Genomic DNA, 24,983 nt, shown 5'->3' with positions numbered 1-24,983 from the left:
AATCATTCGTCATTTTTCACCTATCACTTAAAGATACTTCTTGCTAGCCTAAAGCCTAAATGAGCAGTACTGTCAGTAACCCTAACTTGCATTTTTCCCTTGACTGTAATCGATTGAGCAGAGGCTCTCCATGCTCCACCCTTGATAATTTTTAATCTTTCCTCAATCGGCAAACGATAACTCCCATCAACCAACTCCCAAACATTACCACTCATATCATAAAGCCCTAATTGATTTGGCATATAACGACCTACTTCTACAGACCTGTTGAATCCTGATTTGTCATAGTTAATTTGTGTGGGATTAGCTATATTCATGCCATTACCTAATAAGATGTTTTTACCCCTTTCTGTGGCTGCATATTCCCATTCTAATTCAGTTGGTAACCGATAACCGTTGGCGGTAGAATCTATAGTTATAAAATCTCCTTTAATGGTATAAACTTGACTCAGTTTTTCTTGGATACTTCTGAAATTGCAGTACATAATCACATCCCGCCAAGTGACATAAATGACGGGGTGTTTGCCCCGGTCCCAGTCAGGTACTATCGTTTTTGGTAAATCTGGATAGCTTTTCCTGAGGTTGTCATACTCCTCAAATGTGGTTTCATATGTAGCAATAAAAAAGTCTTTGACTTTGTAATGCTTGGAAATGAACCTGCCATTAGAATCTTCTAAGCTATCCAACTTGAAATCACCACCTTTAACCAGGACCATATTACGCGGAGTTGGAGTTTCACAGAGACATCCATTAGAAAGATTTCCTTCTGTTTTTGGACAAGAGTCTAAATGATCCGGCACCTCGTCGGAGTCACTATCTGGACAACCATCATATCTTACTAAACCAAATTGATTGGGGCATCTGTCTTGGACATCTGATATAGAATCCCTATCTTGGTCTGGGCATCCATTGCATGTTCGGTGTCCAAATTGTAAAGGGCAACGATCGATTGGATAGGGGATAGAATCGAAATCTGGGTCAGGGCATCCTTGGGTATAATTAGGGCCTCGAAAATCTGGGCACCTATCTTGAGCGTCAGGAATACCATCATAGTCTTTATCTGGATTAGATGGGCACCCAGTTGGAGTTAAGCCTGCGTCATTTGGACATTTATCAAATAAATTTATAATATTATCTCCATCATCATCATTCACTTCCCTTATGCGAGAGTTTAATTGCCTTATATTGACTGGTAATAAATCACTACATTTTAGTGCTAAGCTCCATATTCTCTTTGCTTCTTGGTAATTTCTTAGCATAAATTTCTCTTCTCCAGCGCTGTAAAGTTTTTTAAAGCAATCGTCTTGACAATAAAGAGAAGACTGGATGAGAATAAAAAATAGAATAGAGATGAGAAAATGCTTCTCATTCTTTTGTGCCAGTGTGCAGTTTTTTAAGCAAGTAAATAACCTTTTGGTCTGAAGGGTTAAGCGAACGAGCCTTTTCCAAGTTTTTTTTTGCATCATTATTTAAGTTTGCTTGAATATAAAGTTCAGCATTATTCACAAGTTTATCAATGGAATCTTGAAGTAATGAAATCTCTTTCAATAGTAAAGCATCGTATTTGCTATTAGGATATTTAGTTCGAAATTGCTTATAGCTAGGAATATTACGTGCATTAAACACAGTCTGGTATTCTTCCTTCAGTTTTTTATTTTTTACGTTAATTAGTATGATTGAATAGGAAACAAAGATAAAAATTGTAATGATAGCTATTGCACTGAGTACTCTTTTATTAAAGGATTTCACTAAAACTAAAGTGTAATTTGCAAACCTTTGCTTTCTTTCTAATCTCTTAATTTCTTTTTCTGCATTTAAACTAAAAAAAGCCGCTTCTGTTTCTTCCACATAGCATTTATAGCCTTCTATTGTATGCTCATTAACCGCCTGATTCCAAAGCTCTTCGTCTTTCCGGCGTTTCTCCTTTTCTTCTTGAATAACATGAATAGCAGCTAGAGCCTGCTCTACATAGCCCCCCTTTGGAAATTGAACTAAATAGGACTCGTAGCTCTCCTGGCTATCTTGAGTTTGCGCAGTGGACCAAGCTTTATCTTCTACATTTTTTGCTTCAATAGCGGCTATTTTTTCCTTAGCCTGAAAAGCGTAATTACCTTCAGGAAATTTGTTTAAATAACCTTTGAATGCATTTAGCCCATTGATGAGGTGGGCTTCTTTCCAGGTTGCTTCATCTAGTTTTTTTTCTTCCTCCTGCTTTTGTAACTGGATAAGCTGTAAATTGGCCTCCACTATATAAGAAGAATGAGGATAAAGTTGAATGAATTTTTGGTAGGCTTCAATAGAGTTTTTTTCTTTTACTTCTTCAAAAGCTATTTTAATTGACTTTTCCAGGGTTTCATGATGAAAATTAGCTATGGCCTCCTGTGCGTCTTTGCTTTTTGATCCATTCGGATAACGCTGTAAATACTTATTGTAGGATTCTATTGTATTAATATTAATGGATGCATCCCATAACGCTTCTTCTTCTCTTTTATTTATTACTTCTTCTTCTTTTATTTTAGTCAAATATTGACTAGCGAGTTTTGCAAATTCTCCATTAGGAAATCTAGTCAAATAGAGAGAGTAGGCATCAATAGTACCTTGAGAGAGGGTTACTTGCCAGGTTTCATTTTCTAAGATTCTTATTTTAATCGTTTCAATTTTTTTCTTGGCTTCATTGAAATATTTACCTTCTGGGAACTTATTCATATAAGCTTCAAATGAACTACGCTCGTCATGAAGACATGCTTCTTGCCAAGCTAATTCATCTAGTTTCTCTTCTTCTTCTTTTTGTTTTAATACCCACTTTTGAATTTCTTGTTCGGCCTTTATCCTTTCTTCTTTTTCTTTTTCTGCCATTAATTGTATTTTCTCTTGAAATCTTCTTTTTTCATCTTCTTCTTTTTGTTTAATTATTTTATCAATAGCACTCCTTATACCTCTGGCCACATCATCCCAAGCCTCTGGCAGGTTTTTCCAACTCGTAATCGGTTTTGCTTCTGCCGGGAGTACTTGCAATTTATTTAGCGGAGTTTCATCCCAAAGACAAGGAGTTAATAGAATAGGGATTACTCTAACTTGGTTATTCTCGTGCCTCTTTAGAGCATTGCTTACTTCTTTTTCATAGAAATAGTCCGAGTGAAGTGAATCTGTACTGACCAAAAGTAAAATAATGTCTGCATTAACAATAGCAGATGTTATCTCATCATCCCATAAATCTCCTGGGCGAATTTCTCCATCAAACCATATTTTAGCTTTTTTATTACGTATTAAAGGCGATAGACTTTTTCTTAAAGCTTCCAAATATTGCTTGTCTGTATGGGAGTAAGCAATAAATATGCTTGGTATATATTCAATTTTTGGTTCCACATTAATGCTTTGATAAAATTCTGTTTCAAATTCTACCGAGGAATATTCATTAGGCTTCAAGAAAAAAACAAACTCCCCGCCCTGATGACCTGGAATAATCAAAGGAGAACCTATTGGAGTCTGTTCTGTATTCGCAATTACTTTTTCAAGAACTATTTCACAAATATGCATCACCCCTAATGGCTGATCTGCATTTTCAAGAACATTAAGTAGAGCCTCGGAAAAAGGGCTATGCTGCCCTGGAACTCCATCACTAACAATTTCTTTCTTTCCACTTGTTAAGCCCCAACGGCTTGGTTCAAGATATTTTCTATTTTCAACAACTCGATACTGACTCTTATCAATAAATAATGCTCCAGAAAAGCACGAATCAACAATCAAAAAAGTATGAAGGCTCTTTATTTTACTCAGATAATCTTTGATCAATCCATTAGACAGGTAATCAGGCCAATCTTCATATCCTGATTTAGCTTCCGTTGGAATCCAATATCCCCCTAATTTATCATGATTACGACCATGTCCACTAAAATATACTACAAGGTTATCAGATGGAGTTAGCAGAGACACCATTCTTGCCAGTTCGTGCTCTATCCTTCTTTTTGTTGCTTCTTTATTTTTGACTAAAACAATATTTTCTTTGTTGAATAAATATTTTCTGGTAATTAATGCAATGAAGGATTCAACATCATAAACAGCGTTATTTAAATTAGAACAATATTCATATTCATCTATAGCGATAGCCAATAAGAAGTTCCTACTCGTAGTTTCTTGGGCTACGAGCTTAGGCTTTAATTCACCTCTATCCTTATTAGCCATTTTTACTACTTTTAATTAATAAAATCTAATTTAAAAAATAAATTAACTTATTAAGTTTAGAAAATTGGTTATTCTGAATCAGCCACTCAGAAGGTGCATCATCAATTTTTACGCGTAGTATGGAAATAGGTGATTTTTTGCCCCTAAGTCGGTGACGGCACCTCCTTTGAAGTCACAATATCTCTCGCCTTACAAACAGTTCTTAACATGTATTATTATACCACCAAATATAGCTCAAATAAGAAGATTAACAAATATAGATAGACGGAAGTTTTAAGACTGGGGTGCATTTTTTAAAAAACTCTTGCACAAACCCATTTCCATCAAATTTATTCTTCGAAATAAAGTGAAACTGCTTATTTTCACGACTATGGGGTCGAGTGCGCCGCTAGACAAGGGTCTCCAAAACCTCGTATAGCGGGTAAAGTCCACTCACGACCTCACAATTTCGAACATAGGGACGATCTCCATTCGACTGCCCTTATTTTTACCCTGAACTCCTTTCCTCCTTGTGATGTTGAATGAGAACTTTGTATTTCAGGAGAAATTATTGTGAAGAAAAAAGCATCTAATCCCTAATACTCAAATTCCACCACCATGTCCAGCACCATCCCCACCATCCCTCGCCTCAAAACCCTGATCAACTCGCTCAAATTCCTCCGCGACCCTATCACGGCCATTCGGGGCAATATGGCTGAGTACGGCCACACCTATCGCTTTTACATTGGTGGCATCATTCCGGCTACCTTTACTGCCGATCCTGCCTTTATCCAGCATATCTTGCAAAAGAACCACCGGATGTACAAAAAATCCCCGATTCACTTCGAGCATTTGGGGCATTTTATAGGAAAGGGTTTATTGACCATCGATGGCGACCATTGGTTGCGGCAACGCCGTTTGATTCAACCCAGTTTTCACCGCTCGCGTTTGGCCAGCCTCACCCATTTGATGAACGAAGTGATCGAGGAGCGTTTGGCCAAATTTGACGAAGAGATCAAGGCTGGCCCGGTCAACATGGCCGAGCACATGATGGACATGGCCTTCAGCATCATCATGCGCTCGATCTTCAGCATCAGCGTGCCCGAGGAGCAAGTGCAAAAAATGAGCGGTCAAATCACCCAAATTCAGGCATTTGTCATCCAGTTGATTCGGCAACCCTACCTCAATTGGTGGCGGGCGTTAAGTGGCAAAATCAAGGAGCACGAAGCCCTTGCTGCCGACCTGGAAGATGCAATCCGCAAACTGGTGCACCAACGCCAGGACAGTGGCGAAACCCGCGACGACCTCCTGCAAATGTTGCTCGACTCGCGTTACGAGGATACCGGCGAGGCCATGAACGAACAGCAGTTGCTGGATGAGTTAAAAATCATTTTTGTGGCTGGCCACGAAACTTCCGCCAATGGCCTGGCCTGGGCCTGGTACTTGTTGAGCCAACATCCAGAGGCACTTGCCAAAATCCGGGAAGAGCTGAACCAGGTAGTAGGTGAGCGGACGGTCGCTTTTGAAGACCTCCCCAAACTGGAATACCTGAGCCAGGTGGTTGACGAGATTTTGCGCCTGTATCCACCAGCCTGGATCACCGACCGGATGGCGGTGGAAGCTGATGAGTTCAACGGCATTAAAATCGCCAAAGGGGCCATTGTGGCGACTTACATTTACGGAGCGCACCATTCTCCAGAGCATTGGGGCGATCCGGATGTTTTTCGTCCCGAACGTTTTGCCAAAAATGCCAAAATTCCGGCTTTTGCTTATCTGCCCTTTGGCGGTGGCCCGCGTTTGTGCATCGGCAACCATTTTGCACTCATGGAAATGCAATTGGTGATCGCCGAGATGGCGCGGAGGTATGACTTTGCCATGGAACCTGGGCGTGAGGTGATACCGCAACCCTTGATTACGTTGAGGCCGAAAGATGGGGTATGGATGCGGTTTTGGAGGCGCTAGGCATATTCATAATATAGCCCGAATTTCCGAAACCCCACTTTCTCATAAATCCGCAACCCATCCTCAGACGCCTGTAGGATCACCTGCTGGTAGCCCAATGTTTTGGCACGATTCAATGCAAAGGTCAGCATCGCTGAAGCAATGCCTCTGCCCCGATAGGCTTCCAGCGTCGCTAAGCTGTAAAATCCAAGCGTGTGCTCGTCGCTGGGGAACATTTCCAGGCAGGAAACCACTTGTCCGGCTTCGCGGTAAAGCAACAATTGAATCTGGTGTGCGGGATTGAGGATGGCTGGTGCTACTCTTTGAAAATACCGTATTACATTTTGATCTGGCGGCGACCAGTTGGCGGCGATCGATTCGGCAAATTCGGTCAGTTGGGCTGGGGTATGCACCAATTCTACATTTTGGTGCAAGGGAGAGTGGATGACTTCGTACTTGTTTAAATCCAAAACCATTCCAGGTTCGGAATTCTGGACTTGAATACCCAGGTCCTGAAAACAGGTTTGCACTTCCCCACTAAGATTTTCCTGGTTTACCCAAATACAATAGGCCAGGCCTTTTTGCCGAAAATAATCCACTGCAGCACGGATTTCTGAAGCTACCTCCTCGCCGCTGAGCAAATGAATAATGTTGAAGGTATCACAGGAAAGTCCACTATCTACGTAGCTTAATTTAGGGCTTTGGAAAACCAGCATACCCGGCGTTTGGCCAGGGATGAGATGGGCGTGGCGATCGAAATTTTGGGTGATGATATTTTGCATGGGTTCCCTTGATGATGATGGAAAAATAATTGATCAGGGCTTTAAAAAGTTCCTATTTTTTTGGCGTTAAATGCCGCAGCATTCATTTTTCCCTCATCCCGAATATTGAGCCACATGTTCGTCATCATAGGGATCAGCTTTTTTAGAAGCCTAGGATGCTGATCGGCTATATCAAACTGCTGCCCCGGGTCTTTTGCGATATTGTACAACTCAAATTTTTCCGGCAATGAATGATACATCCAGTTTAACAGGGGGACTGAATCGGCTTTAAGCGGCATGCGGCCAATTAAGGTATACTCCTGATACCGCATGGACATATCCGCCATTTTGGAATACATATCCTCATTCAACTGCAGGGGCCAGATTACCGACCTATTTTTGTCATGAGGCCGATTCAACAATGCGGGCCAAATATTTTTACCATCAATCGCCCGATCGTCAGGTTGTTTGATGCCTGCAATGGTACATATCGTTGAAAAAAAGTCGGTTCCATTCACCAATTTGTCGCTCACAAGGCCAGCCGGAATTTTGGATGGCCAACGTACAATACCCGGCACCCGATGACCGCCTTCGTAGGTAAATCGCTTCATGCCCCGGAACAAGCCGGGTGTGCCGAAACATTGGTCTCTAATGGTATCCTTCCACAGGCCTCTCGATTCATCAAAATTTACGGGTGATTCGGGCCCGTTGTCACTCGTGAAAATAACCAGGGTGTTGTTGGTTAAGCCATTGGCATCCAGGAATTTCATTAATTGGCCAAAGGCATGGTCGAGTTGGGCTACGGTGCCATAATATTTGTCTTTGTGTTTTGCAATGCCGCTTGGCCTTGGAACCCCGCCATATTGGATGGTCTTCTCCAGTGAATCCACTTTTGCATTCCGGTAGGGTTGGCTATATTCCTCCGGCGGATCAATCGGGGTATGGGGTTCATGGGGGCAAATTTCCAGAAAAAAGGGCTGGTCTTTTTTCTGGAGGCCGATCCAATCGCAAGCTTCTTTAACAATTATATCACAATAAGAGCCACTAACTGCGCCAAGTGGAACGCCATTTCTAACCAGTTTCTTGACATTTCTGGGCCCTTCAAAAGCATTGAGTGAAGTGGCCAACCAATGATCAAATCCTTGCTCACCGGGAGAGGGTTGACTGTTTTGGCTATTGGTTTTTCCGCTGGTGTTGATTTGGGACAAATGCCATTTACCCACAAAGCAGGTCGAATACCCTATGGGCTTGAGCAGTTCGGGTAAGGTGATTTCCCGGCGCTGCAAATAACAGTTAAAACTCCCCAGGATGTCATAAAAACCACTCCTATACGGATTCCGCCCCGTTAATAGGGCCGCCCTGGAAGGAGAACAAACGGTCGCAGCCGAATGACAATCGGTTAAACGAACACCCTCAGTGGCAAAGCGATCTATATTTGGGGTCTTTACAATTGGATTGCCGTAACACCCAAGGTCTCCGTAGCCGAGATCGTCAACGAGGAAAATGATTATGTTTGGCTTGCTTGAAGGAGAAGCCGCAATTGTCGATGTTGAAAAAGATGTAATAAAAAAGAGACCTGGAAACATTGACCAGAAAAAAATGGACAGGAATGCTTTTTGGGCGAAGTGTGGCATGGAATAAATTTTTCTGGTGAGGATTGAGAGGAACTTTAACGCTTGTCTAAAGATAAAAATGTTCGAAAGAAACTAGTGTATTGTCTTAAATTAGCCCTCAAATCTCCTAACCAAACACAAGCCATGCTCAAACACATTACCCTTCTGACGCTGCTGCTCAGCATCACCGCTGCATCCGGCCAACAAAGCCTTCCACTCCGCCGAAGTTTGGAAACCAATCAGCGCTCCATCCGGCTCGACGTCCCCATGACCAACTCCATCCGCAAAGCTTTTGAAGCTGGCACCCGCGACTTTTCAGGCAAACCCGGCCCCAATTACTGGCAACTGGAAGCCGACTACACCATCCAAGCCAGCCTCGATCCCACCACCCAAACCATCACTGGCTCAGAAAAAATCAGCTTGCACAACAACAGCAAGGACGACCTCAAAACGATTGTGCTGCGCCTGGATCACAACATCTTTCGCCCCGAAGCCCAGCGCGGGGCATCCGTACCTGCGGAGGCCACCGAGGGCATGGTTCTGACCAGTTTGAAAGTAGCTGGTCAGGCGGCAGACCTTAAGGCGGCAGCTGGCATGGGACGCCCAATGGGCTCAAAGTTGAGCGTTTTTGGGCTAACCCAGACCATCGCCACCATCAACCTCGCCGAACCTATCAAAGCCGGAGCGACGGCTGAGCTGGAAATAGAATGGCATACCAAATTGCCCGGCGGCCCGAATGGGCGCGGCCACCGCATGACCCAGCGATTTGACAGCCGATTGTTTCAACCCACCCAATGGTACCCACGCCTGGCTAAATACGACGACCTACGTGGTTGGGAAACCAGTCCTTACCTGGGCCCTTCCGAATTTTACAACAACTTCGGCAAATTTGACGTCCGCATCACCATGCCCAGTGGCTGGATTGTCAGTGGTACTGGCTTGTTGCAGAACCCCAATGAAGTGCTGACGGCCACTGCCAGACAACGCCTGGCCACCGTACTCAACTCCGATGAGGAAGTAATGATTGTGGGTGAAAAAGAAAAAGGCCCAGGTCAGGCCACTGCCCCTGGAGACAAACTCACCTGGCATTTTATGGCCGACAAGGTGAATGATTTTGCCTGGGCGACTGCCGATAGTTTTATGTGGAGAGCCACCCGGGCCATCATTCCCGGCAAAGGCCCAGTTCCCATTCATATGTTTTACCTGCCCGATAGAGCCCGGTTTTTTGAAAGAGCAGGCAAGGTGACCCGCCACGCCCTGGAGTTTTATTCCAAATTGTGGGCGCCTTATCCTTTCCCACAATTGACGCTACAGGACGGCCCCAGCGCAGGCATGGAATACCCCATGGTCATCAACTCGAATCAAGGTGCTGCCGATCACGAAACCGCCCACCAGTGGTGGCCCATGATGCTGGGCACCAACGAAACCCGCTACGGCTGGATGGATGAGGGCTTCAACCAGTACATGAATATCCTTTCAGCAGCCGACAATCAGGGCAAACCCTACAATCTGGACGGCCTTGGCCAAAGTTATGGCCGGATGAGTGGCAGCGAAAGTGAAGCACCAATGATGTGGAGTGCCAATGATGCGGGTAGTGGTTATGGCTTTCAAACCTACCAAAAAACGCCCTTGATGCTCTCCATGCTGGGCGGAATTGTTGGAGACGAGGCGGTGATCAATGCCATGAAAAAATACACGGCAACCTGGGCTTACAAACACCCTTCCCCCTGGGATTATATTTTCTTCATGAACAATGAATTGGGGCAAAACCTGGAATGGTTCTGGTACTACTGGTTGTGGACTACCGAAACGGTGGAAGGGTCGATCAAGGAGGTAAAAAACAGCGGTGGCAAAACCACTGTCACCGTTCATCAGGCTGGGCAGATGCCCTCACCGGTGGTGCTGAAGGTGGAGTTTGAAGCCGAAGGCCCGGCGATAAAAACCTTGCCCAATGCCAAAATGATTGATGCAACTACTGCTGAGGTTACCTGGCCAGTGTCAGTTTGGTTTGACGGCAAGCGCAGCTTTGATGCCGAAATGAACTTTGGCAAACGCAAGATCAAAAGGATCACTTTTGATCCGCATGGTCGTTTCCCGGATGCGAATGCGGCGGATAATGTTTGGGCAGGGAAATAAATTTTCCCACATTCTACAAAAAAAGAAGGGGATACCATCTGGCATCCCCTCTTTTTATTTGGGCATTCTCATTCGAGCAAAAAGAACAATTATTTGTTCACCATTATTTTAGCCACCCGTATGCCTTCCACTGAAGACAATTTCAGGATGTGCATTCCTTTTTCTTGCAAGTCAGTGGAGAGGTAGTTCAACCCACTGTTGGCTTCGATCTTCTGTACTTTGATGCGTTTGCCCGCCAGGTCAAATACTTCCAGATTGACGGCACCAGCCTCTTTCAAGTTGAACTTCATGGTGAAGTTGCCTTGAGTTGGGTTGGGATAAACTTCCAGTCCGCCCAAAATAGGTTGTACTTCACGAACTGGAACGGTTGAGCCCAGGTTTTCGGAACGTGCAATGACCAGTGCAGTAGAACGATTGAAGGTAATGGTTCGGCCGGAAGCATCCTTCAAAGTAGCCGTGTTGGTGCTGCTTGGCTCCTGCAAAGACAGGAACATAAACTTGAAATCGGGTGAGAAGGTCATCCCGGTTGGCTCACAACCGATGGGTGTAGTAGCAAACAATTCAATTTTTGGATTGCTGCGAGAGTGTCCATTGCGCACCAACCAGATGTGATCCTGGCTACCATCCTGAAGTACATAAAGGTTACCGCGGTCGTCGAAGGTCAGGTTGTCGTTTCCTGCACCCCAAGGTTCGAAGATAGCAGACTGACCATTGTTGATGTAGTAGGAATCGCCACCACCAACGTAAGTTTCAAATCCAGAAACGGTTGCACCATCATCCTTGAAGCGGTAAACGCGCTCAGAAGGTGCACTTTTCACTGCGAAATAAAGCATGCCGTCGATGGGGTTGATTTCAATGTCTTCTACCCCGGCAAAAGTGGTTGCGCCCAAATTCAGCGCCAACTGATAAGTATTGTTGCGGTCGGCCTGTGTTGTGTTCGGCACCTGAATCCAAACCCCGTTGGAAGAACCAGCTTCACCATTGGGTAAACCACCAGTTACCTTCAATACATACAATTTGCCACTGGAAAGATCCGCTTTTTTGTCCGCAATGAATTTGTAAACAGCGCCATTACCGGCATCTTCACCCCAGTACAAAGTAACACTGTCTTTTTTGATCACTACGTTTTCGTGGCTAGCCCGACCCAAAGCCCACAATTTTTGTGGTTTGCCGGTTCCATATTCCACTACTTTGTTGGTTTTAGGATCTATCTCTATACACCAACCGAAGTCGATGTAACCATCACCGTTGGCATCGGTACCTAAGCGCGTTTCCTCACAAGTGATGATGGTACCCCAGGGGGTAACTGTACCGGAGCAGTTGCCTACTGTCCCAGCCACACCAGAGAAATCAATTGCACGGGAAGTATCAACTTTCCACAATTTAGAGGTAGCATTGTAGCTGACATCGTACATACCTACACCGCCAGGGGCAGCTTCGTAATTGATGGACAAGTGGCCTTTGGTGCTGCTGCCATTTTCGGGAACATAACCAGTAAAGTCAAAATTCGCACTAACATTGCCTCCTAAGGTATAAGGTTCTCTGGCCTGTACCAGCACTTGGAATTTGTGCGATGAAGGAATGTTGAACAGCTGGTTTTTGGTATTTGGCAATACCGAGGTAAAACAACTGATGTGGGCGTCGTTGCTGCCTTCACAGCCTGAAGCTGGAGCTGGAATGGAAGGTTTGGCTTTCAACTCCAGGTCAAAAGTCATGTCTGAGCTTCCTAAATCAGATTGGTGAACTTCCACCGCAATGACGTTGGTGCCTTGTACCAATACATTTTTGGAAATCACAAAAGGATTGTACGCCGTTTCGGTACCCGTATTTCCTCCAGAAAAAGTGCTGTAAGTAATGGCACCACTTGGCATGTTACTTCTCGCAACTTCGGTTCCGTTGATGTATACCACTGCGCCATCATCGCGGCGCAAGCCCAACAACAATGAATCGCCAATAGCAGCAAGATCGGCTACTGTAAACTTCTTGCGGAAGTAGGTGGTAATGTATTTATTGTTGGTATCATCACCAAAACTCAACAAGGTTGAAACTGGATCACCATACCCTAGTACACCCGGGCCATGCAACCAACCACGATCTTCGTAGTTGAGGCTTTTCCAATCTCCGCTAGGTTCGCGACCCAAATCAAAGGCACTCCAGCTGGATTGTTTGGGGATCGGGAACGCTATGATTGCAGGCTGTGGCGCTTTGCCAGTTACTTCCAAATCAAAAACCAAAGCAGCAGCATTGGCTGTCGCAAGGTGCAATTCCACCGCGATGGTGTTGGTATCGTTGTTCATCAGGGTATTGGCTACCACAAAGCGGCGGTATTGGGTCAGTTGGTTTGGTGTAGCGGCACTGGCAGCAAGTGTATCAAAACCAACTGCTCCAGCGCGCATGTTGATGCGCTGTACTTCGGTACCGTTGATGTAAACCACTGCGCCATCGTTGACCAGGGCATAGAATACCAATGAATCGTAAGCAGCGGTGTTGCTGGTTTTGAAGGTATTGCGGAAATAAGTAGTGGTAAACTTCTTATTGGCATCTGTCCCGAAACTGGTAGTAGTGGTCAGACCAGCCTGGCCGTAGCCCAATTTGGCACCACCAAAGTTCCAGAGGGTATCTGCTGGGTATTTTTCAGCAGCCCAAGGTTTGCCATCCAGTTTTTCCCCTTGGTCATTGTATTTCCATTGGCCACCACGAGTAAGTGGGAAGGAACCAATTGGGTATTTTGGACGAACTTCTGTCCCAGTCTCTTCACCGGAGTAATAAACGAGGGTCAATTCAGCCGGTTTACGCGCCGCCTCGGTATCGTCAAACGAATCAGCTACCCGTTTGCCAGTCCCCTTTATTACAAAAACCATACTATTGCCAGAAGCCCAAGCTGAGCGGTTTACTACGGATTGAACCAAGCCTTTGAGTTCAGGTGTTCTTTGGGCAGCACCCGCATCACCTGTAGTCCAGGCAGGGATCTCGGCCCAACTTACCGAATCCGCGGTCAGGGTACGGGTTGAAATTTTATCGTTGGTGGTGAAAGTACCAGGGTTATCTGCAGCCTGAGCACGCAGCACCAGACTAGTGGCTCCAGAATGGCTTTCATCGGCGCGGAACTGGATGCTTGCGCTGGCAATATTGGTGCCTTGTGGCACTTTGATGCCGTTGAAGCGGAGGCCAATGATTTGGGTGCCGCCACCTTCGGTCGTCATTTCCAGGTCAGAGCTGCCTACGTCAAAGGTACCAATGCTGCCGCCAGTAACGTATTCTTCCATGTCGTCGGTACCATCAGAGATGGCCACCTTGAGCGTAATAGGACGGAGGTATTCGATCACCAATTCGGCTGGTTTTTTGGCCGCTTCGGTATCATCAAAAGAGTCGGCCACCCGTTTGCCGGTTCCACTCACTACAAAAACCATGGCATTACCACTGGCCCAGCCACCACGATTGACTATGGTTTGAACCAACTTGGTCAAGTCGGGGGTGCGTTGTGCATCACCAGCATCGCCAGTAGTCCAAGCTGGAATATCAGCCCAACGAACAGAATCCTGGGTCAAAGGGCGGGTTGAAATTTTATCAGCGGTGGTAAACGTGCCAGGATTGTCTGCATTTTGAGCCTTCAATACCAGGGTAGTCGCCCCAGAATGGCTTTCATCAGCGCGAAATTGTACGTAAGCACGGGTAATCAAAGCACCTTGAGGAACTTTTACGCCGCTGAAACGAAGGCCAATGATCTGTGTGCCACCACCTTCAGTGGTCATTTCCAGGTCAGAACTACCTACGTCAAAGGTGCCTACATTACCTGTAACATATTCTTCCATGTCGTCGGTAGCGTCGGCAATGGCATTTTTTGCTGAAATTGGAACAGTATACTCAATGACCAGTTCTGCAGCTTTGCGTGCCGCTTCGGTATCATCAAAAGAGTCGGCCACCCGTTTGCCCACTCCACTGACCACAAATACCAGGGAGTTCCCGGATGCCCAACCACTGCGGCTAATTACTTTTTTCAGTAGCGCGCTTAAGTCTGGTGTTTTTTGTGCTTCGCCAGCATCTCCTGTAGTCCAAGCTGGAATATTGTTCCACAAAACAGAATCTTTAACCAGTGTACGGGTAGAGATTTTGTCGTTGGCAGTGAAGGTGCCAGGGTTGTCGTTGTCTTGAATTTTGAGGGTCAAATTGGTTGCCCCGGAGTGGCTCTCATCAGCGCGAAATTGGATATACGCTTTGGTGATGATGGCGTTTTTGGGCAAACTTACGCTGGAAAAACGCAAGCCGATGATTTGAGTGCCACCACCTTCGGTAGTCATTTCCAAATCGGAACTACCTTCATCAAAGGCACCTACATTGCCGGTTGCGTATTCCTCCATGTCATCGGTAGCGGCCGCAATGCTGGTACGCAAAACCTTTTGAGCACTTATTTGCCAGCTGGATAAACTGAGAAAAAGTACTCCCAAGATAAGAAGTAACTGTTTTTTCATAAATGGTTGGTTTTTTCGACGTTAAGTTGTCGAACGTCGAAAGTACCACAAGCATATTAACCCAATGTTTCGGCTGTATTATATAATGGTAAAAGAAGTGGATGTGAATAAGGACAATTTTTTTGAAAAAGCAGGAACACTTTGCGGTGTACTGCACACATTCAGGTGTAACAACAATTTAATTCTTTACACCTAGAATCTTTTAACACCATGAAACAGTCCATTTTTTTCACAGCTGTAAAATCATTTTTCGCCTCTGCTGCTCTGCTGATTGCTTTCCAGGCGCAAGCCCAACAATTGCCAGCTGGCATGACCATCCAACAAGTAAACGCACACGTAATTGACCCAGTCGAGTTGCGTGGTGTAATTTCTGATGGTGAGGAACCAGAACGTTTAAGCCCCTTCGTCGGTCGCCCCAGATTGCAGATTCAAGGTTTGCCCAAACTCAATGTCGGCAACTTTGGGCAAGACCTCCACGCCAGACTCAAAGACAATGTGACTGGTTATGCCATGCAGTTGCGCAAAAACGGAGCCCCTGTTTACACCCTGCTTTGGAACTGGGCCAAGACGCCTGCTGACGGTGGTCAGGGCTGGAAACTTGACACCCGTATGCACGTAGCAAGCGTGAGCAAGTACATCACTGCAATTGCAATGGTTAAATTGCTGGATTCCAAAGGGATTCCCCTGGATGCCAAGATTATCAACTACCTGCCAGCCCACTGGGCAAAAGGCCCCAAAGTGAACCTGGTGACTTTCCGTCAGTTGTTGACGCACACCTCTGGTTTTGCTTCCAACTCTTCTGCTTCCAATTACAACTTCATGAAGCAGATGGTTGCGGCAGGTGCTCCTACCAATGGTTCATATGACTACGAAAACATGAACTTTGGCTTGTGCCGCCTGTTGTTGGCTGTAATCAATGGCAATATCCCGCAAAACTTCAATGTGGGCCCTATAACTGATCAGGTTTGGGATGCAGTGGGAATCAGTGCATACAAAAACTATTGCCAAACCCATATCTTCAACCCTGCGGGTGTGCCTAATGCAAGTTTTGTACCATTGGCTGGTTTCAAAAACGCCCTGGCTTACAAATTCCCACACAATGGTGAAAATGGCTGGAATTCAGGCGACCTGGCCAGTATGGCTGGTGGTGCAGCATGGAGACTTTCGGTCGATGATTTGTTGAAAGTGATGGATCATGTACGCCGCAGAAATACGATCCTTCCTGCTGGTCGCACACAACAAGCACTGGACGCCAAATTGGGTATCGACGTGGTCAAACCTACCCCTGCGGGCAACCTTTATAGTAAAAATGGCAGCTGGTCGAATGGTGGTAGAAGTGAAAAGAGTGTAATCTTCTTCATGCCTGAAGGAATGGAGCTGGTCTTGCTGGTGAACTCAAAAGTTGGTGCCAGTGATGATTCAATCCGGGGCATCATTCAGGAGTTGTACCTTGATAACTTGCAAGGTGGGAATTAAAAAAATTAGGGTTTAGAAATAGAAAAGAACGGCACTTCGACTTCGCTCAGTGACCGTTCTTTTCTATTTCTAAACCTTAATTTTTCAACTACTTCTCATCCTTTCCATTGGCGATGCCATGGATTTTCATTTTTACATAATCATCCAAATCCAGGTCTTTAAAGCCTTTGTCGCGCATTTTTTGGATGTATTCGGGGGTAACCCCATGAATTTTCAGGTTCACTGCTTCATCCAGGTCAAAAGATTTAAAGCCCATGCCCTGCAAGGATTTGACAAAATCGGGGCTTACCCCATGAATTTTCAGATTGATCAAATCACCAGCGGAAATGTCTTTGAAACCCAGTGTGCTGTACTCTTGCGCAGCTTTAGGATTCACTCCATGGATTTTCAACTCCACCAATTTGCTAGCTGAAATGTCCTTAAACCCAGCCTCGGTGAATTGACGCAGGTAATCTGCACTTACCCCGTGGATTTTGAATTCAACCGCCTTACTGAAAGACAAATCCTTGTACGCTGTTTTATAAGCCTTGACCAGTTCTGCACTCAAGCCATGAATTTTGGCTTCAATGGCCTGCTCGAAAGAAAGGTCAGTGTACCCTGCGCTCTTCAAGGCGGCCATGTAAGCACCATTCAGGCCATGAATTTTGGCTTGCACCAATTCCTGCGGATCCAAATTGCCAAAACCAGCATCTTTCAAAGACTGGATGTACGCGTCATCCACACCATGAATGCTGTAGTTGCGCATGTCGTCCATACTCATTTGGCCGTTGGCGCTTTTTTGGATCTTTTCGATCCGCTCAGGATTCAGGCCATGGATTTTGGAGTTGACCAACTCGTCGGCAGACATGACTTTGCCACCATTGGCCTGAGCCATCCGCTTTGCATAGTCGGCAGTGACGCCATGAATTTTGAACTCAACAATTTTATCCATGGGCAGGGTAGCGTAACCAGCCTCTTTCAAATCCTTGATGTAATCTGCGGAAACACCGTGAATTTTGGCTTCCAGAACCTCGTCCAAATCCAGGTTTTTAAAGCCAAGATCGGTCAAGCCCTGCATGTATTTGGGGCCAGCGCCATGGATTTTTAGCTCTACCAATTTGCTTAGGCTCACCTGACCATAACCTGCCTTTTTAAAGGCATCGAAATAGCCCGCCAGGGTTTCTTTATCCAGACCATGAATGGCCATTTCCACCAATTTGGAACCCGAAAGGGCGTTGTAGCCATTTTGCCCCAGGTAGGCAATGTAATCTTTGTTGACATTGGCCATGAAGAGGTGTAACATGTCGTCTTCGTCAACTCCCGTCACTTTTTGCTGATCGAGGTATTGTTTGAATTCGGCGCTTTGTACAAATTCAAACTTGCCATAACCTTCATTGCCTTCAAACTTGCCTTTAAAGTTGATTACACCAGCCTCTCTTTTGAGGTTGAATTCCGACTCGGTGGTTGGCAATGCAGAAAATTCCTTTTTATCAAAATAGCGGGAAGTATTCCAATTGGAATGTTCCGTTTTGGATTGCAGATTGAGGTACACTCGTTCTCCTTTTATCTCGGCATTCCAAAAACCATTTCGAGCCATAAAGGCATTGTTGTCGGTTTCGTTGATGAAAGAGGGTTCATCCCAGGTTTCAACCAAACCTGTTTTGATGTGGGTGTAGGTATTGTGGGCAAAATTTTTGATCCACCCCATGCCAGCGAGCGTTCCGGCAATGAGGACTACGGTGAGCATTTTTTCCATTGTGTTAGTCGTTGGTGATTTAATGTGTAAAATGCGCTGCAAACGCAGCATAAATTGACTTTTAGGTTGTCCGGCGAAAGCCAAGGCAGGCGACATGGGCATGTACCCCATTTCCTGTACCGTGACGAGGGCCTGAGCGTAAGTAAGGGCATCACCAGTGAGTTGGATGGCCATTTCGTCGCTGGCGCTTTCTCTTTCAGTGCGGATCTGGGCCGAAATCCACCATACTCCAGGGTGGAAGTAAAACAGGGTTTCGACCACACTCTGTAGCACATTCAACAAGTGGTCGTGCCGCAGGATATGCGACAATTCGTGGGCCAGGATGGCTTCCACTTCTGCCACCGGGAGCCGGTTGATCATCCCCAGCGGGAAAAGTATGACCGGCTTGAGGTATCCTACTACCTGAGGGGTGCGGACCAGGGCGGACTCAACCAGGGTTACGGTCTTGTCCAATCCAATTTTTCTGATCAAATCATCCAACAGATCCAGCCAATATTCATCGGCAGGGAAATTCATCCGCCCTTTGAGGTAATACACATAACTGATGCTGCTGAGCATGCGCAGCAGGAAAATGGCAACCCCCAGAATCCATAGGCCTACAATTAGGGGTAAATTTTTGTTAAAATAGACCTGGATACTTCGCCAGGTAATGGTAGAACCCAGCCCTTCAGTTGCCAAAGCAGGTGGGGCTAGTTCAGCGGGGGCGAGCGCCTCCGCCAATAATTCATCGGCTATCTCGGCATCCAGGTTTTCCAAACCTTCGAGTTGCTCCAACAGCACCGGATTGACCTCGTGATGGGGCACTGGCACTTCGAGTGGTACCGCAAGCAGGTCAGCACTATTTGCCGAGCTGTTCTGAATGTATAAATAGAAGGTAAAGCCCGCTGCTAGAACCACCGCAAAAAGCCCAAAATTTGCGGCCAGGTAACGGACTTTGGCGCTGTGGTGGCGTAGCGCAATCAATACCACTCCGGTAATGAGCGCAATCAACATCCCTTGCCACAGGGAATGGAGCACCATCCAGCCCAGCGCGTATTCGAGCTGGCGGTCAAAAAGGGAAAAGGCGAACATAGTTGGAGAGTTTGAGCTTAGTTGAGAGGTTGAGGCTACCGCAGCGATTTTGCACATTTTCACACGCACACCTCACACACAAACCCATTCTTGCGGCAGCCTCAACTTCTCAACCCTTATTTTGCATTTTTTCTATCAGTCGTTTGATTTCTTCCAATTCTTCAGGTGTAGCAGAACCATCGCCGAGTGCACGCAGCACCAGCCGGGAGGTAGAGCCTCCGAAGGCCAGGTCGCGCAGACCATTGACCACCTGGGTTTGTACTTTTTCGGGATTTTCCGCCGGGCGGTATACGTGGCTGCGGTCCTTGGTGTCACGCTGCAGTAGTCCTTTCCCTTCCATGATTTGCATCAATTTCAGGGTAGAAGAGTAATTGACCTCACGCTGTTCGTTAAGGTGTTCGTTGACGGTTCGTACGGTAGCAGGGCCATGTTGCCAAAGCACGTGGAGAATCTCCAGCTCGGATTTGGTGGGAGTGACCTGTTCGTTGTTTTGCATGGTCGTATTTTTCAGGATACAATACCTAGGAAATTTTTCCTAGCACAATGTCTAGGAAAAATTTCGTACGACAAAATTCCTAGATGTTTTTTTTTGATTTTTTTTCTTTTAAAGCCACAAAGGCGCTAAGACACCAAGCAAAACCCTGCTTTTTTCGTGTCTTAGCGCCTTTGTGGCTAAAATAATGTCGCTTTGGTTAAAACCTAGCCCTCCGCCAAAGTCTCCGAAATATCCGTATTCCGCGCCTGAATCGCCGGAATCACCGCAGCAACAAACCCTACTGCCAGTGCGCCCAGGAGTAGATAAGCTTCTTCGAGGAGGAAAGTACGTCCGGTAAACGTATAGCGATATGCTGCTTTCATTTCTCCCGCCAGCAATTCCATACCGCCGTGACTGATCGCCAGCCCAATCAGGTATCCAAAAATAGCCAACAACAGCCCCTCCATAATGATCATTGCAAACAACTTACCGGGAGAGGCCCCCATTGTACGCATCAGGGCCAGTTCATAACGTCGGTCTCGCAGAGAAGAAAACAGGGAGATAAAAATGCTCAAACCTGATACCCCCATGATGATGAAGGCCAACCAGCGCAGTGCATCCTGCCCTACTCCCATCAAGCTGTACAAGCGGGTGATTTCGATGGCTGGAGTAGCTGCCTGCATGCTGGTATTTTGGTTGATCATGCGTTGCAGATTAAGCGTAGTGATGTTGTGTCCATTGAATTGGAGCAGCAAAGCGGTGATGTCCTTGTCTGGGTATTCCAAAATGGATTTAAGCTGGTGTTCATCCTCATGATCGTGGGGTGCCTCATCGTCATTTTGGTGGTCCTCTTCCTGATTGGTGAGCGCAATCCCATTGACTTGCTCCGTGTTTTCGGCGTGGTTTTCTGCGATACTGTCTTCGGCAGCGTGTTCCTCATCGTCGTGCTCGTGCTCGGCTTCTTCGGGTTCTTCGACGGCAGGTGCAGCGCCCATCCCGGCATGTTCGTGTACTTCCCAGATGCTTTGGGCGGGGGTAAGCAAAAGTTGATCTACAGAGGCTCCTGTTGGTTGCATGATGCCGACCACTTTAAATGCATGCCCTTCGTGAACCAGGTTCTCATCTTCAATCAAACCATGTGAACTTTGAAAGGTACTGCCCACTTTTAGCCCCAGCTCCTGTGCAGCGGTGGCACCGGCCAGAACTTCCATCAAGCCTTTGAAAGAACGGCCTGTACGTACTTTGGCCTGGTACAGTTCCAGAAAATTGGCAGTAGTGCCTACAATCCGATATCCCCGATAACTGTCTCCCAGGGAAAGGGGAATCGCAGCCTTGATGAAGGGATTTTTGGGATTCAGGTAGGGCATCACCCCTTTGATGGGAATGTTTCCCGTTGGTGCGTCAATGTGGTACATGCTCGACAAAATCAACTGCAAAGGGCTGCCTTTGGCGCCAATCACCAGGTCGATGCCCGCGAGGTTTTTTTCAAATTTTTCGCTTATTTGGTGATTGATGAGTAAAAGAAAAGAAATCAACCCTACCCCCAGCGCAAAAAGGACAAGGCTGAGTAGCATGGTGAGTGGTTTATTGCTGAGGTTTTTCCAGCTTAGGTTGAGTAAGGTCATTTGAGTATATTTAGCCTCCCACGGCTTTAGCCATGGGTTAGGGCGGTGGTCCCTCCCACGGCTTTAGCCATGGGTTGGGATGCTAGAGGGCGATCTGGTTCGGGAAGCGGTCTTTGAGCCGTTTATCGTGGGTAACAACGAGCAAGGTAGAGCCCAGTGCACTGGCTTGTTCTTCGAGCAGGTTGATAACTTCGGTAGCGTTGTGATCGTCCAGGGCCGAGGTGGGTTCGTCCGCCAGGATGATGGGTGCCTGATTGACGAGGGCCCGGGCAATGGCAGCGCGCTGTTGTTCACCAATGCTCAGTCGATCGGGTTTGAGGCGAAACTTGTCTCCAATGTTGAGTCGTTCGAGCAGTTCTATAATCCGCTCTCGGTTGGGTTTGAGCCCAGCAAGTTGTTGGGCCAGTGCTAGGTTTTCACCAATGCTGAGGGCTCGCACAAAATGAGACTTTTGAAAAACGATGCCAATGTTTTTGCCCCTGAATTGGTCCAGAGCCGAAGCCCGTAATTGCCCCAATTCGGTATTCTCAATCTGGATGGAGCCACTACTGGGCGAAAGTAAACCGCCGAGTAAATGGAGTAAAGTGGTTTTTCCACTACCTGATTGTCCCAGCAAAAGCCAATGTTCACCTTTTTGCAGGCTAAAATCGGGAAAGTTCATCACCTGATTTCGGGTGTAACTGAACTGTAATTGTTTGGTTGTTAACATGGAATAAAAATAAGCGATTTGGTTAGTGGATTACTCAGGTAATGTTAACTTTGATAGATTCTTCAAAAATAAACATCTTTACCATGCGCTTGTTGGTCTACTCTTCAATTTTTCTACTTTTTTTTACGGCTTGTCAACCAGAATCCAAAACCAAGGACAATGGGACGGGTCTGACCACTGATCCACCTAAGGCTAAGGTTAGCTTTCGATGTGAATCCCTTGGCGAAGATGAAAACGAGGTGCCCCGTAATCAGATTTTTTTGGTGGTCAATGATCGAAGCACCAAAATTGCCGATGTTACGGCTTGTGATCAAATCACCAAAGATGGCTACCTTAATTTTCAAATCCCAGCCAATGCGATAGCTGCCTGCGGTGGGTGGTATGCCGGAGCAGGTGATTATTTTTATGCTCTGGAAGTCAAAGACAAGATAGTGGTGATGAAAGGCTGGAATGCGGAAGAACAAACTGATGAGGGCTTTCATTACGAACAACACATGGTTGTGCCGATTAAATAACAATGTGTTGTTTGTTTGTTGCAATTTAAGTGGAAAATTGCTGCACCAAGAAATACGTATAAGATTTTTTTTACAAATTTCTGACAAAAACTTGCTTGGAATTTAAAAAGTATATATATTTACGTATCGTTTTGAGCTATCTGCACACCATACACTGAACTGAATCAGACATCACCGTTTGATGTGGTGTATTTCTTCCTTACAATCACATGATTTTCTATTTCAGGTAGTTTGTACCTGTACAAGAAGCGGAAACCATATTCTGGCTTCCTCCTTATTGCGCATCCACTAGTGTGTTCGTCATTATACACCAGAGGGCCCCACTGTAATACTTGTCAGTTGGGGCACTTTTTTTTCTACCCCATTCTGTCTCAAGCAGCCTCTATTCATAATAACTTCCAAATTGGATTAGCGGGAGTATTTGCATGCAGCAAAATTGGAGCTCCATCGATGGGGTCCTGAAAGGAAAGTTTAAAGGCATGTAAAGCAATACCTTTGTCTGCGTAAGTGAGTCTGGCACCGTATTTATCATCACCTATAATCGGAGTGCCCATAGCAGCTAATTGGGCGCGAATCTGGTGAAATTTTCCAGTCAGGAGTTCAATTTCCAACAAGGCCTTTTTCCCATCTTTTTTAATTGTCTGGTAATACAATTGACAAGCATCTCTTTGCTCGCCAGCCTCGTCAAAAATTATGGCTTTTTTTTCTTTTTGATCTTTATACAACCACTGGGAAAGCTGGGCTTCGGTTTTTTCGGGAACACCCTCTACCACCGCAAGATATGTTTTTTTGACCAGTCTTTGCGAAAATTGTTCGTTGAGTTTGCGCAGGGCACTCTTTTTTTTGGCCAGCAATAAAATCCCCGAAGTTACCCGATCAAGGCGGTGTACAATGCCCAAAAAAGGCATGGAACTACTGCGCCTGAGATAGGCAAGGACCTGATCCTCGATGGTATCATTGGCGCCAATGGTTTTTTCAACGCTCAGGCCAAAGGGCTTGTTGACCGCGATCCAGGCTGAAGTTTCAGCAATCCACCAATTTGGCTTGTATTCAGACATGTTCTCTCTTAGCTGTTGTACAAAATAAGCAGTTCCGCAAAAAAAACATTAGTTTAGAGCCCACAAATACAAAATTGTCACAAATAAGCACATTATGGAAGAAAAGTCAAGTCCAGAAATCACGGAAAATCCAACCATCATTGAAGTGATCACCAACGGCCCTCTGCGGGTATTGGGTCCTTTGGAAGTAAAACTGGCGGATGGAAGCATCGTTAATAAGCCTGGGCCACGTACAACTTTTTGTCGTTGTGGCGCTTCAGCTAACAAACCTTTTTGCGACGGCGCCCACAAAAGTTTGCCTCCTTTTGAAACGGTAGCATCACAGGAATAGTTATTTAGCCACGAAGGCACAAAAGGGAACAAGTTTTTGTGGCTTTGTGCCTTCGTGGCTAATTTAAAGATTTATTGCGGATTGTTCGACTGTTTGTTTGAATCTTGTACCTCTGGCAAATCGGGATTGTTGTTGTCAAGTGTAGCTGGAATAATTGCCGAAGGCGTAGCGTTTTCGTCTTTCTGATAATAGCGAAAAAAATCGCGCTGAAAAATCAAAATATTGAGTACGCCTACGGTGATGGACACATCGGCGATGTTAAATACGGGTTTAAAAAAGAAATACTCCTTGCCGCCCAAAAAGGGCACCCAACTGGGGTAAATGCCTTGCCAGATCGGGAAATACATCATATCCACTACCTTGCCATGTAAAAAACCTGCATAGCCTCCCTCAGCAGGAAAAAGCCTGGCCACTTCACAATAATGACAAGATTGTGAAAAGATCAGTCCATAAAAAGCACTGTCAATGATGTTGCCGATGGCTCCAGCCAAAATCAGCCCAAAGCTGGCCAACACGCCAAAACGGATTTTTTCATTGATGAGTTGGCGGATGAAAAAAATCAAAAACAGGACAGCGGCAATGCGAAACAGGCTCAAGGCCAATTTGCCGTATTCACCGCCCAGGTCCCAACCGAAGGCCATGCCATTGTTCTCTACAAAATGCAAGAGGGCCCAGTCCAGGCCCAGTATTTTGACCTCCGTGCCATATTCCATCTGGGTTTTTACGCTGATCTTCAAAGCCTGATCAGCAAGCAAAACCAAAAAAATGAGTATACCTACTTTAGTGGATGGCTTCATTGTTTAGTTATTGGAATTGAGGCGAGTTGATTATCAAATAATTAAAGCACTACCTAGTGATTTTGGGATCAGGCGCCTTCGAGTTTAGAGTTCCGAATACACGAGTTTAG

Annotated in this window: 16 protein-coding genes; 5 read left to right on the top strand and 11 right to left on the bottom strand. The window is 45.8% G+C overall.

The features are described 5' to 3' along the window. Positions 1 to 23: 23 nt before the first annotated feature. Positions 24 to 1,463: a formylglycine-generating enzyme family protein gene (locus SFV55_RS02825; protein WP_320027939.1), complete on the bottom strand. Its 1,440-nt coding sequence runs from the start codon at positions 1,461 to 1,463 to the stop codon at positions 24 to 26. Then, entirely contained in the window at positions 1,366 to 4,182 is a 2,817-nt protein-coding gene (locus SFV55_RS02820; protein ID WP_320027938.1) for a TIR domain-containing protein, read from the bottom strand. The genes SFV55_RS02825 and SFV55_RS02820 overlap by 98 nt, the downstream gene beginning before the upstream one ends. 597 nt (positions 4,183 to 4,779) lie before the next feature. Here SFV55_RS02820 and SFV55_RS02815 point away from each other — a divergent pair. Then, positions 4,780 to 6,123 carry a cytochrome P450 gene (locus SFV55_RS02815; RefSeq protein ID WP_320027937.1) on the top strand — a complete coding sequence of 448 codons (1,344 nt, stop codon included), beginning with the start codon at positions 4,780 to 4,782 and terminating at the stop codon, positions 6,121 to 6,123. Here SFV55_RS02815 and SFV55_RS02810 read toward each other — a convergent pair. Together SFV55_RS02810 and SFV55_RS02805 are read right to left on the bottom strand one after the other, a co-directional pair. After that, positions 6,120 to 6,884, bottom strand: coding sequence for a GNAT family N-acetyltransferase (locus SFV55_RS02810; protein WP_320027936.1), 765 nt, complete (start codon positions 6,882 to 6,884; stop codon positions 6,120 to 6,122). The genes SFV55_RS02815 and SFV55_RS02810 overlap by 4 nt on opposite strands. A 41-nt stretch (positions 6,885 to 6,925) precedes the next feature. Further along, complete coding sequence (locus SFV55_RS02805) at positions 6,926 to 8,497, bottom strand: sulfatase (RefSeq protein WP_320027935.1); 1,572 nt, start codon at positions 8,495 to 8,497, stop codon at positions 6,926 to 6,928. Between the two features lie 123 nt (positions 8,498 to 8,620). On the opposite strand from SFV55_RS02805, the gene SFV55_RS02800 reads away from it, so the two are divergent. Continuing rightward, positions 8,621 to 10,612: a M1 family metallopeptidase gene (locus tag SFV55_RS02800; protein ID WP_320027934.1), complete on the top strand. Its 1,992-nt coding sequence runs from the start codon at positions 8,621 to 8,623 to the stop codon at positions 10,610 to 10,612. Between the two features lie 89 nt (positions 10,613 to 10,701). On the opposite strand, the gene SFV55_RS02795 is transcribed toward SFV55_RS02800, so the two are convergent. Then, entirely contained in the window at positions 10,702 to 15,081 is a 4,380-nt protein-coding gene (locus tag SFV55_RS02795) for an alkaline phosphatase PhoX (RefSeq protein WP_320027933.1), read from the bottom strand. Between the two features lie 210 nt (positions 15,082 to 15,291). On the opposite strand from SFV55_RS02795, the gene SFV55_RS02790 reads away from it, so the two are divergent. After that, complete coding sequence (locus tag SFV55_RS02790) at positions 15,292 to 16,557, top strand: serine hydrolase domain-containing protein (protein ID WP_320027932.1); 1,266 nt, start codon at positions 15,292 to 15,294, stop codon at positions 16,555 to 16,557. Between the two features lie 88 nt (positions 16,558 to 16,645). Here the strand turns inward: SFV55_RS02790 and SFV55_RS02785 are convergent, their stop codons facing one another. The 4 genes from SFV55_RS02785 to SFV55_RS02770 form a co-directional block, all read right to left on the bottom strand. Further along, positions 16,646 to 19,363: a M56 family metallopeptidase gene (locus tag SFV55_RS02785; protein ID WP_320027931.1), complete on the bottom strand. Its 2,718-nt coding sequence runs from the start codon at positions 19,361 to 19,363 to the stop codon at positions 16,646 to 16,648. 109 nt (positions 19,364 to 19,472) lie between these two features. Next, on the bottom strand, positions 19,473 to 19,859 hold the full coding sequence (locus SFV55_RS02780; protein WP_320027930.1) for a BlaI/MecI/CopY family transcriptional regulator: 387 nt from the start codon (positions 19,857 to 19,859) through the stop codon (positions 19,473 to 19,475). 203 nt (positions 19,860 to 20,062) lie between these two features. Beyond that, a complete protein-coding gene (locus SFV55_RS02775) occupies positions 20,063 to 21,463 on the bottom strand; it encodes an ABC transporter permease (RefSeq protein ID WP_320027929.1) in 1,401 nt (466 codons plus the stop codon). Positions 21,464 to 21,545: 82 nt separating this feature from the next. Beyond that, positions 21,546 to 22,172, bottom strand: a complete 627-nt coding sequence (locus SFV55_RS02770) for an ABC transporter ATP-binding protein (RefSeq protein WP_320027928.1) — start codon at positions 22,170 to 22,172, stop codon at positions 21,546 to 21,548. An 83-nt stretch (positions 22,173 to 22,255) separates the two neighbouring features. Between SFV55_RS02770 and SFV55_RS02765 the strand changes: the two genes are divergently transcribed. After that, positions 22,256 to 22,687 carry a hypothetical protein gene (locus SFV55_RS02765; RefSeq protein WP_320027927.1) on the top strand — a complete coding sequence of 144 codons (432 nt, stop codon included), beginning with the start codon at positions 22,256 to 22,258 and terminating at the stop codon, positions 22,685 to 22,687. A 386-nt stretch (positions 22,688 to 23,073) separates the two neighbouring features. On the opposite strand, the gene SFV55_RS02760 is transcribed toward SFV55_RS02765, so the two are convergent. Further along, the gene (locus SFV55_RS02760) at positions 23,074 to 23,745 is read right to left on the bottom strand and encodes an RluA family pseudouridine synthase (RefSeq protein WP_320027926.1); all 672 of its coding nucleotides are present in this window, start codon (positions 23,743 to 23,745) and stop codon (positions 23,074 to 23,076) included. Between the two features lie 94 nt (positions 23,746 to 23,839). Between SFV55_RS02760 and SFV55_RS02755 the strand changes: the two genes are divergently transcribed. After that, entirely contained in the window at positions 23,840 to 24,076 is a 237-nt protein-coding gene (locus tag SFV55_RS02755; RefSeq protein WP_320027925.1) for a CDGSH iron-sulfur domain-containing protein, read from the top strand. A 71-nt stretch (positions 24,077 to 24,147) separates the two neighbouring features. Here SFV55_RS02755 and SFV55_RS02750 read toward each other — a convergent pair whose 3' ends face one another. Beyond that, positions 24,148 to 24,873 carry a lipoprotein signal peptidase gene (locus SFV55_RS02750; protein ID WP_320027924.1) on the bottom strand — a complete coding sequence of 242 codons (726 nt, stop codon included), beginning with the start codon at positions 24,871 to 24,873 and terminating at the stop codon, positions 24,148 to 24,150. Positions 24,874 to 24,983: the final 110 nt, after the last annotated feature.

It is taken from the genome of Haliscomenobacter sp. (assembly GCF_033763495.1).
GTDB lineage: Bacteria > Bacteroidota > Bacteroidia > Chitinophagales > Saprospiraceae > Haliscomenobacter.
The sequence above is the reverse complement of the archived record's forward strand: the minus strand, read 5'-3'. Positions and strand labels throughout refer to the sequence as shown.

Excerpts from the sequence above, each read along its gene's own strand:
- SFV55_RS02825 (WP_320027939.1), bottom strand. The coding sequence starts at position 1,463 with ATGCAAAAAAAAACTTGGAAAAGGCTCGTTCGCTTAACCCTTCAGACC.
- SFV55_RS02820 (WP_320027938.1), bottom strand. The coding sequence starts at position 4,182 with ATGGCTAATAAGGATAGAGGTGAATTAAAGCCTAAGCTCGTAGCCCAA.
- SFV55_RS02815 (WP_320027937.1), top strand. The coding sequence starts at position 4,780 with ATGTCCAGCACCATCCCCACCATCCCTCGCCTCAAAACCCTGATCAAC.
- SFV55_RS02810 (WP_320027936.1), bottom strand. The coding sequence starts at position 6,884 with ATGCAAAATATCATCACCCAAAATTTCGATCGCCACGCCCATCTCATC.
- SFV55_RS02805 (WP_320027935.1), bottom strand. The coding sequence starts at position 8,497 with ATGCCACACTTCGCCCAAAAAGCATTCCTGTCCATTTTTTTCTGGTCA.
- SFV55_RS02800 (WP_320027934.1), top strand. The coding sequence starts at position 8,621 with ATGCTCAAACACATTACCCTTCTGACGCTGCTGCTCAGCATCACCGCT.
- SFV55_RS02795 (WP_320027933.1), bottom strand. The coding sequence starts at position 15,081 with ATGAAAAAACAGTTACTTCTTATCTTGGGAGTACTTTTTCTCAGTTTA.
- SFV55_RS02790 (WP_320027932.1), top strand. The coding sequence starts at position 15,292 with ATGAAACAGTCCATTTTTTTCACAGCTGTAAAATCATTTTTCGCCTCT.
- SFV55_RS02785 (WP_320027931.1), bottom strand. The coding sequence starts at position 19,363 with ATGTTCGCCTTTTCCCTTTTTGACCGCCAGCTCGAATACGCGCTGGGC.
- SFV55_RS02780 (WP_320027930.1), bottom strand. The coding sequence starts at position 19,859 with ATGCAAAACAACGAACAGGTCACTCCCACCAAATCCGAGCTGGAGATT.
- SFV55_RS02775 (WP_320027929.1), bottom strand. The coding sequence starts at position 21,463 with ATGACCTTACTCAACCTAAGCTGGAAAAACCTCAGCAATAAACCACTC.
- SFV55_RS02770 (WP_320027928.1), bottom strand. The coding sequence starts at position 22,172 with ATGTTAACAACCAAACAATTACAGTTCAGTTACACCCGAAATCAGGTG.
- SFV55_RS02765 (WP_320027927.1), top strand. The coding sequence starts at position 22,256 with ATGCGCTTGTTGGTCTACTCTTCAATTTTTCTACTTTTTTTTACGGCT.
- SFV55_RS02760 (WP_320027926.1), bottom strand. The coding sequence starts at position 23,745 with ATGTCTGAATACAAGCCAAATTGGTGGATTGCTGAAACTTCAGCCTGG.
- SFV55_RS02755 (WP_320027925.1), top strand. The coding sequence starts at position 23,840 with ATGGAAGAAAAGTCAAGTCCAGAAATCACGGAAAATCCAACCATCATT.
- SFV55_RS02750 (WP_320027924.1), bottom strand. The coding sequence starts at position 24,873 with ATGAAGCCATCCACTAAAGTAGGTATACTCATTTTTTTGGTTTTGCTT.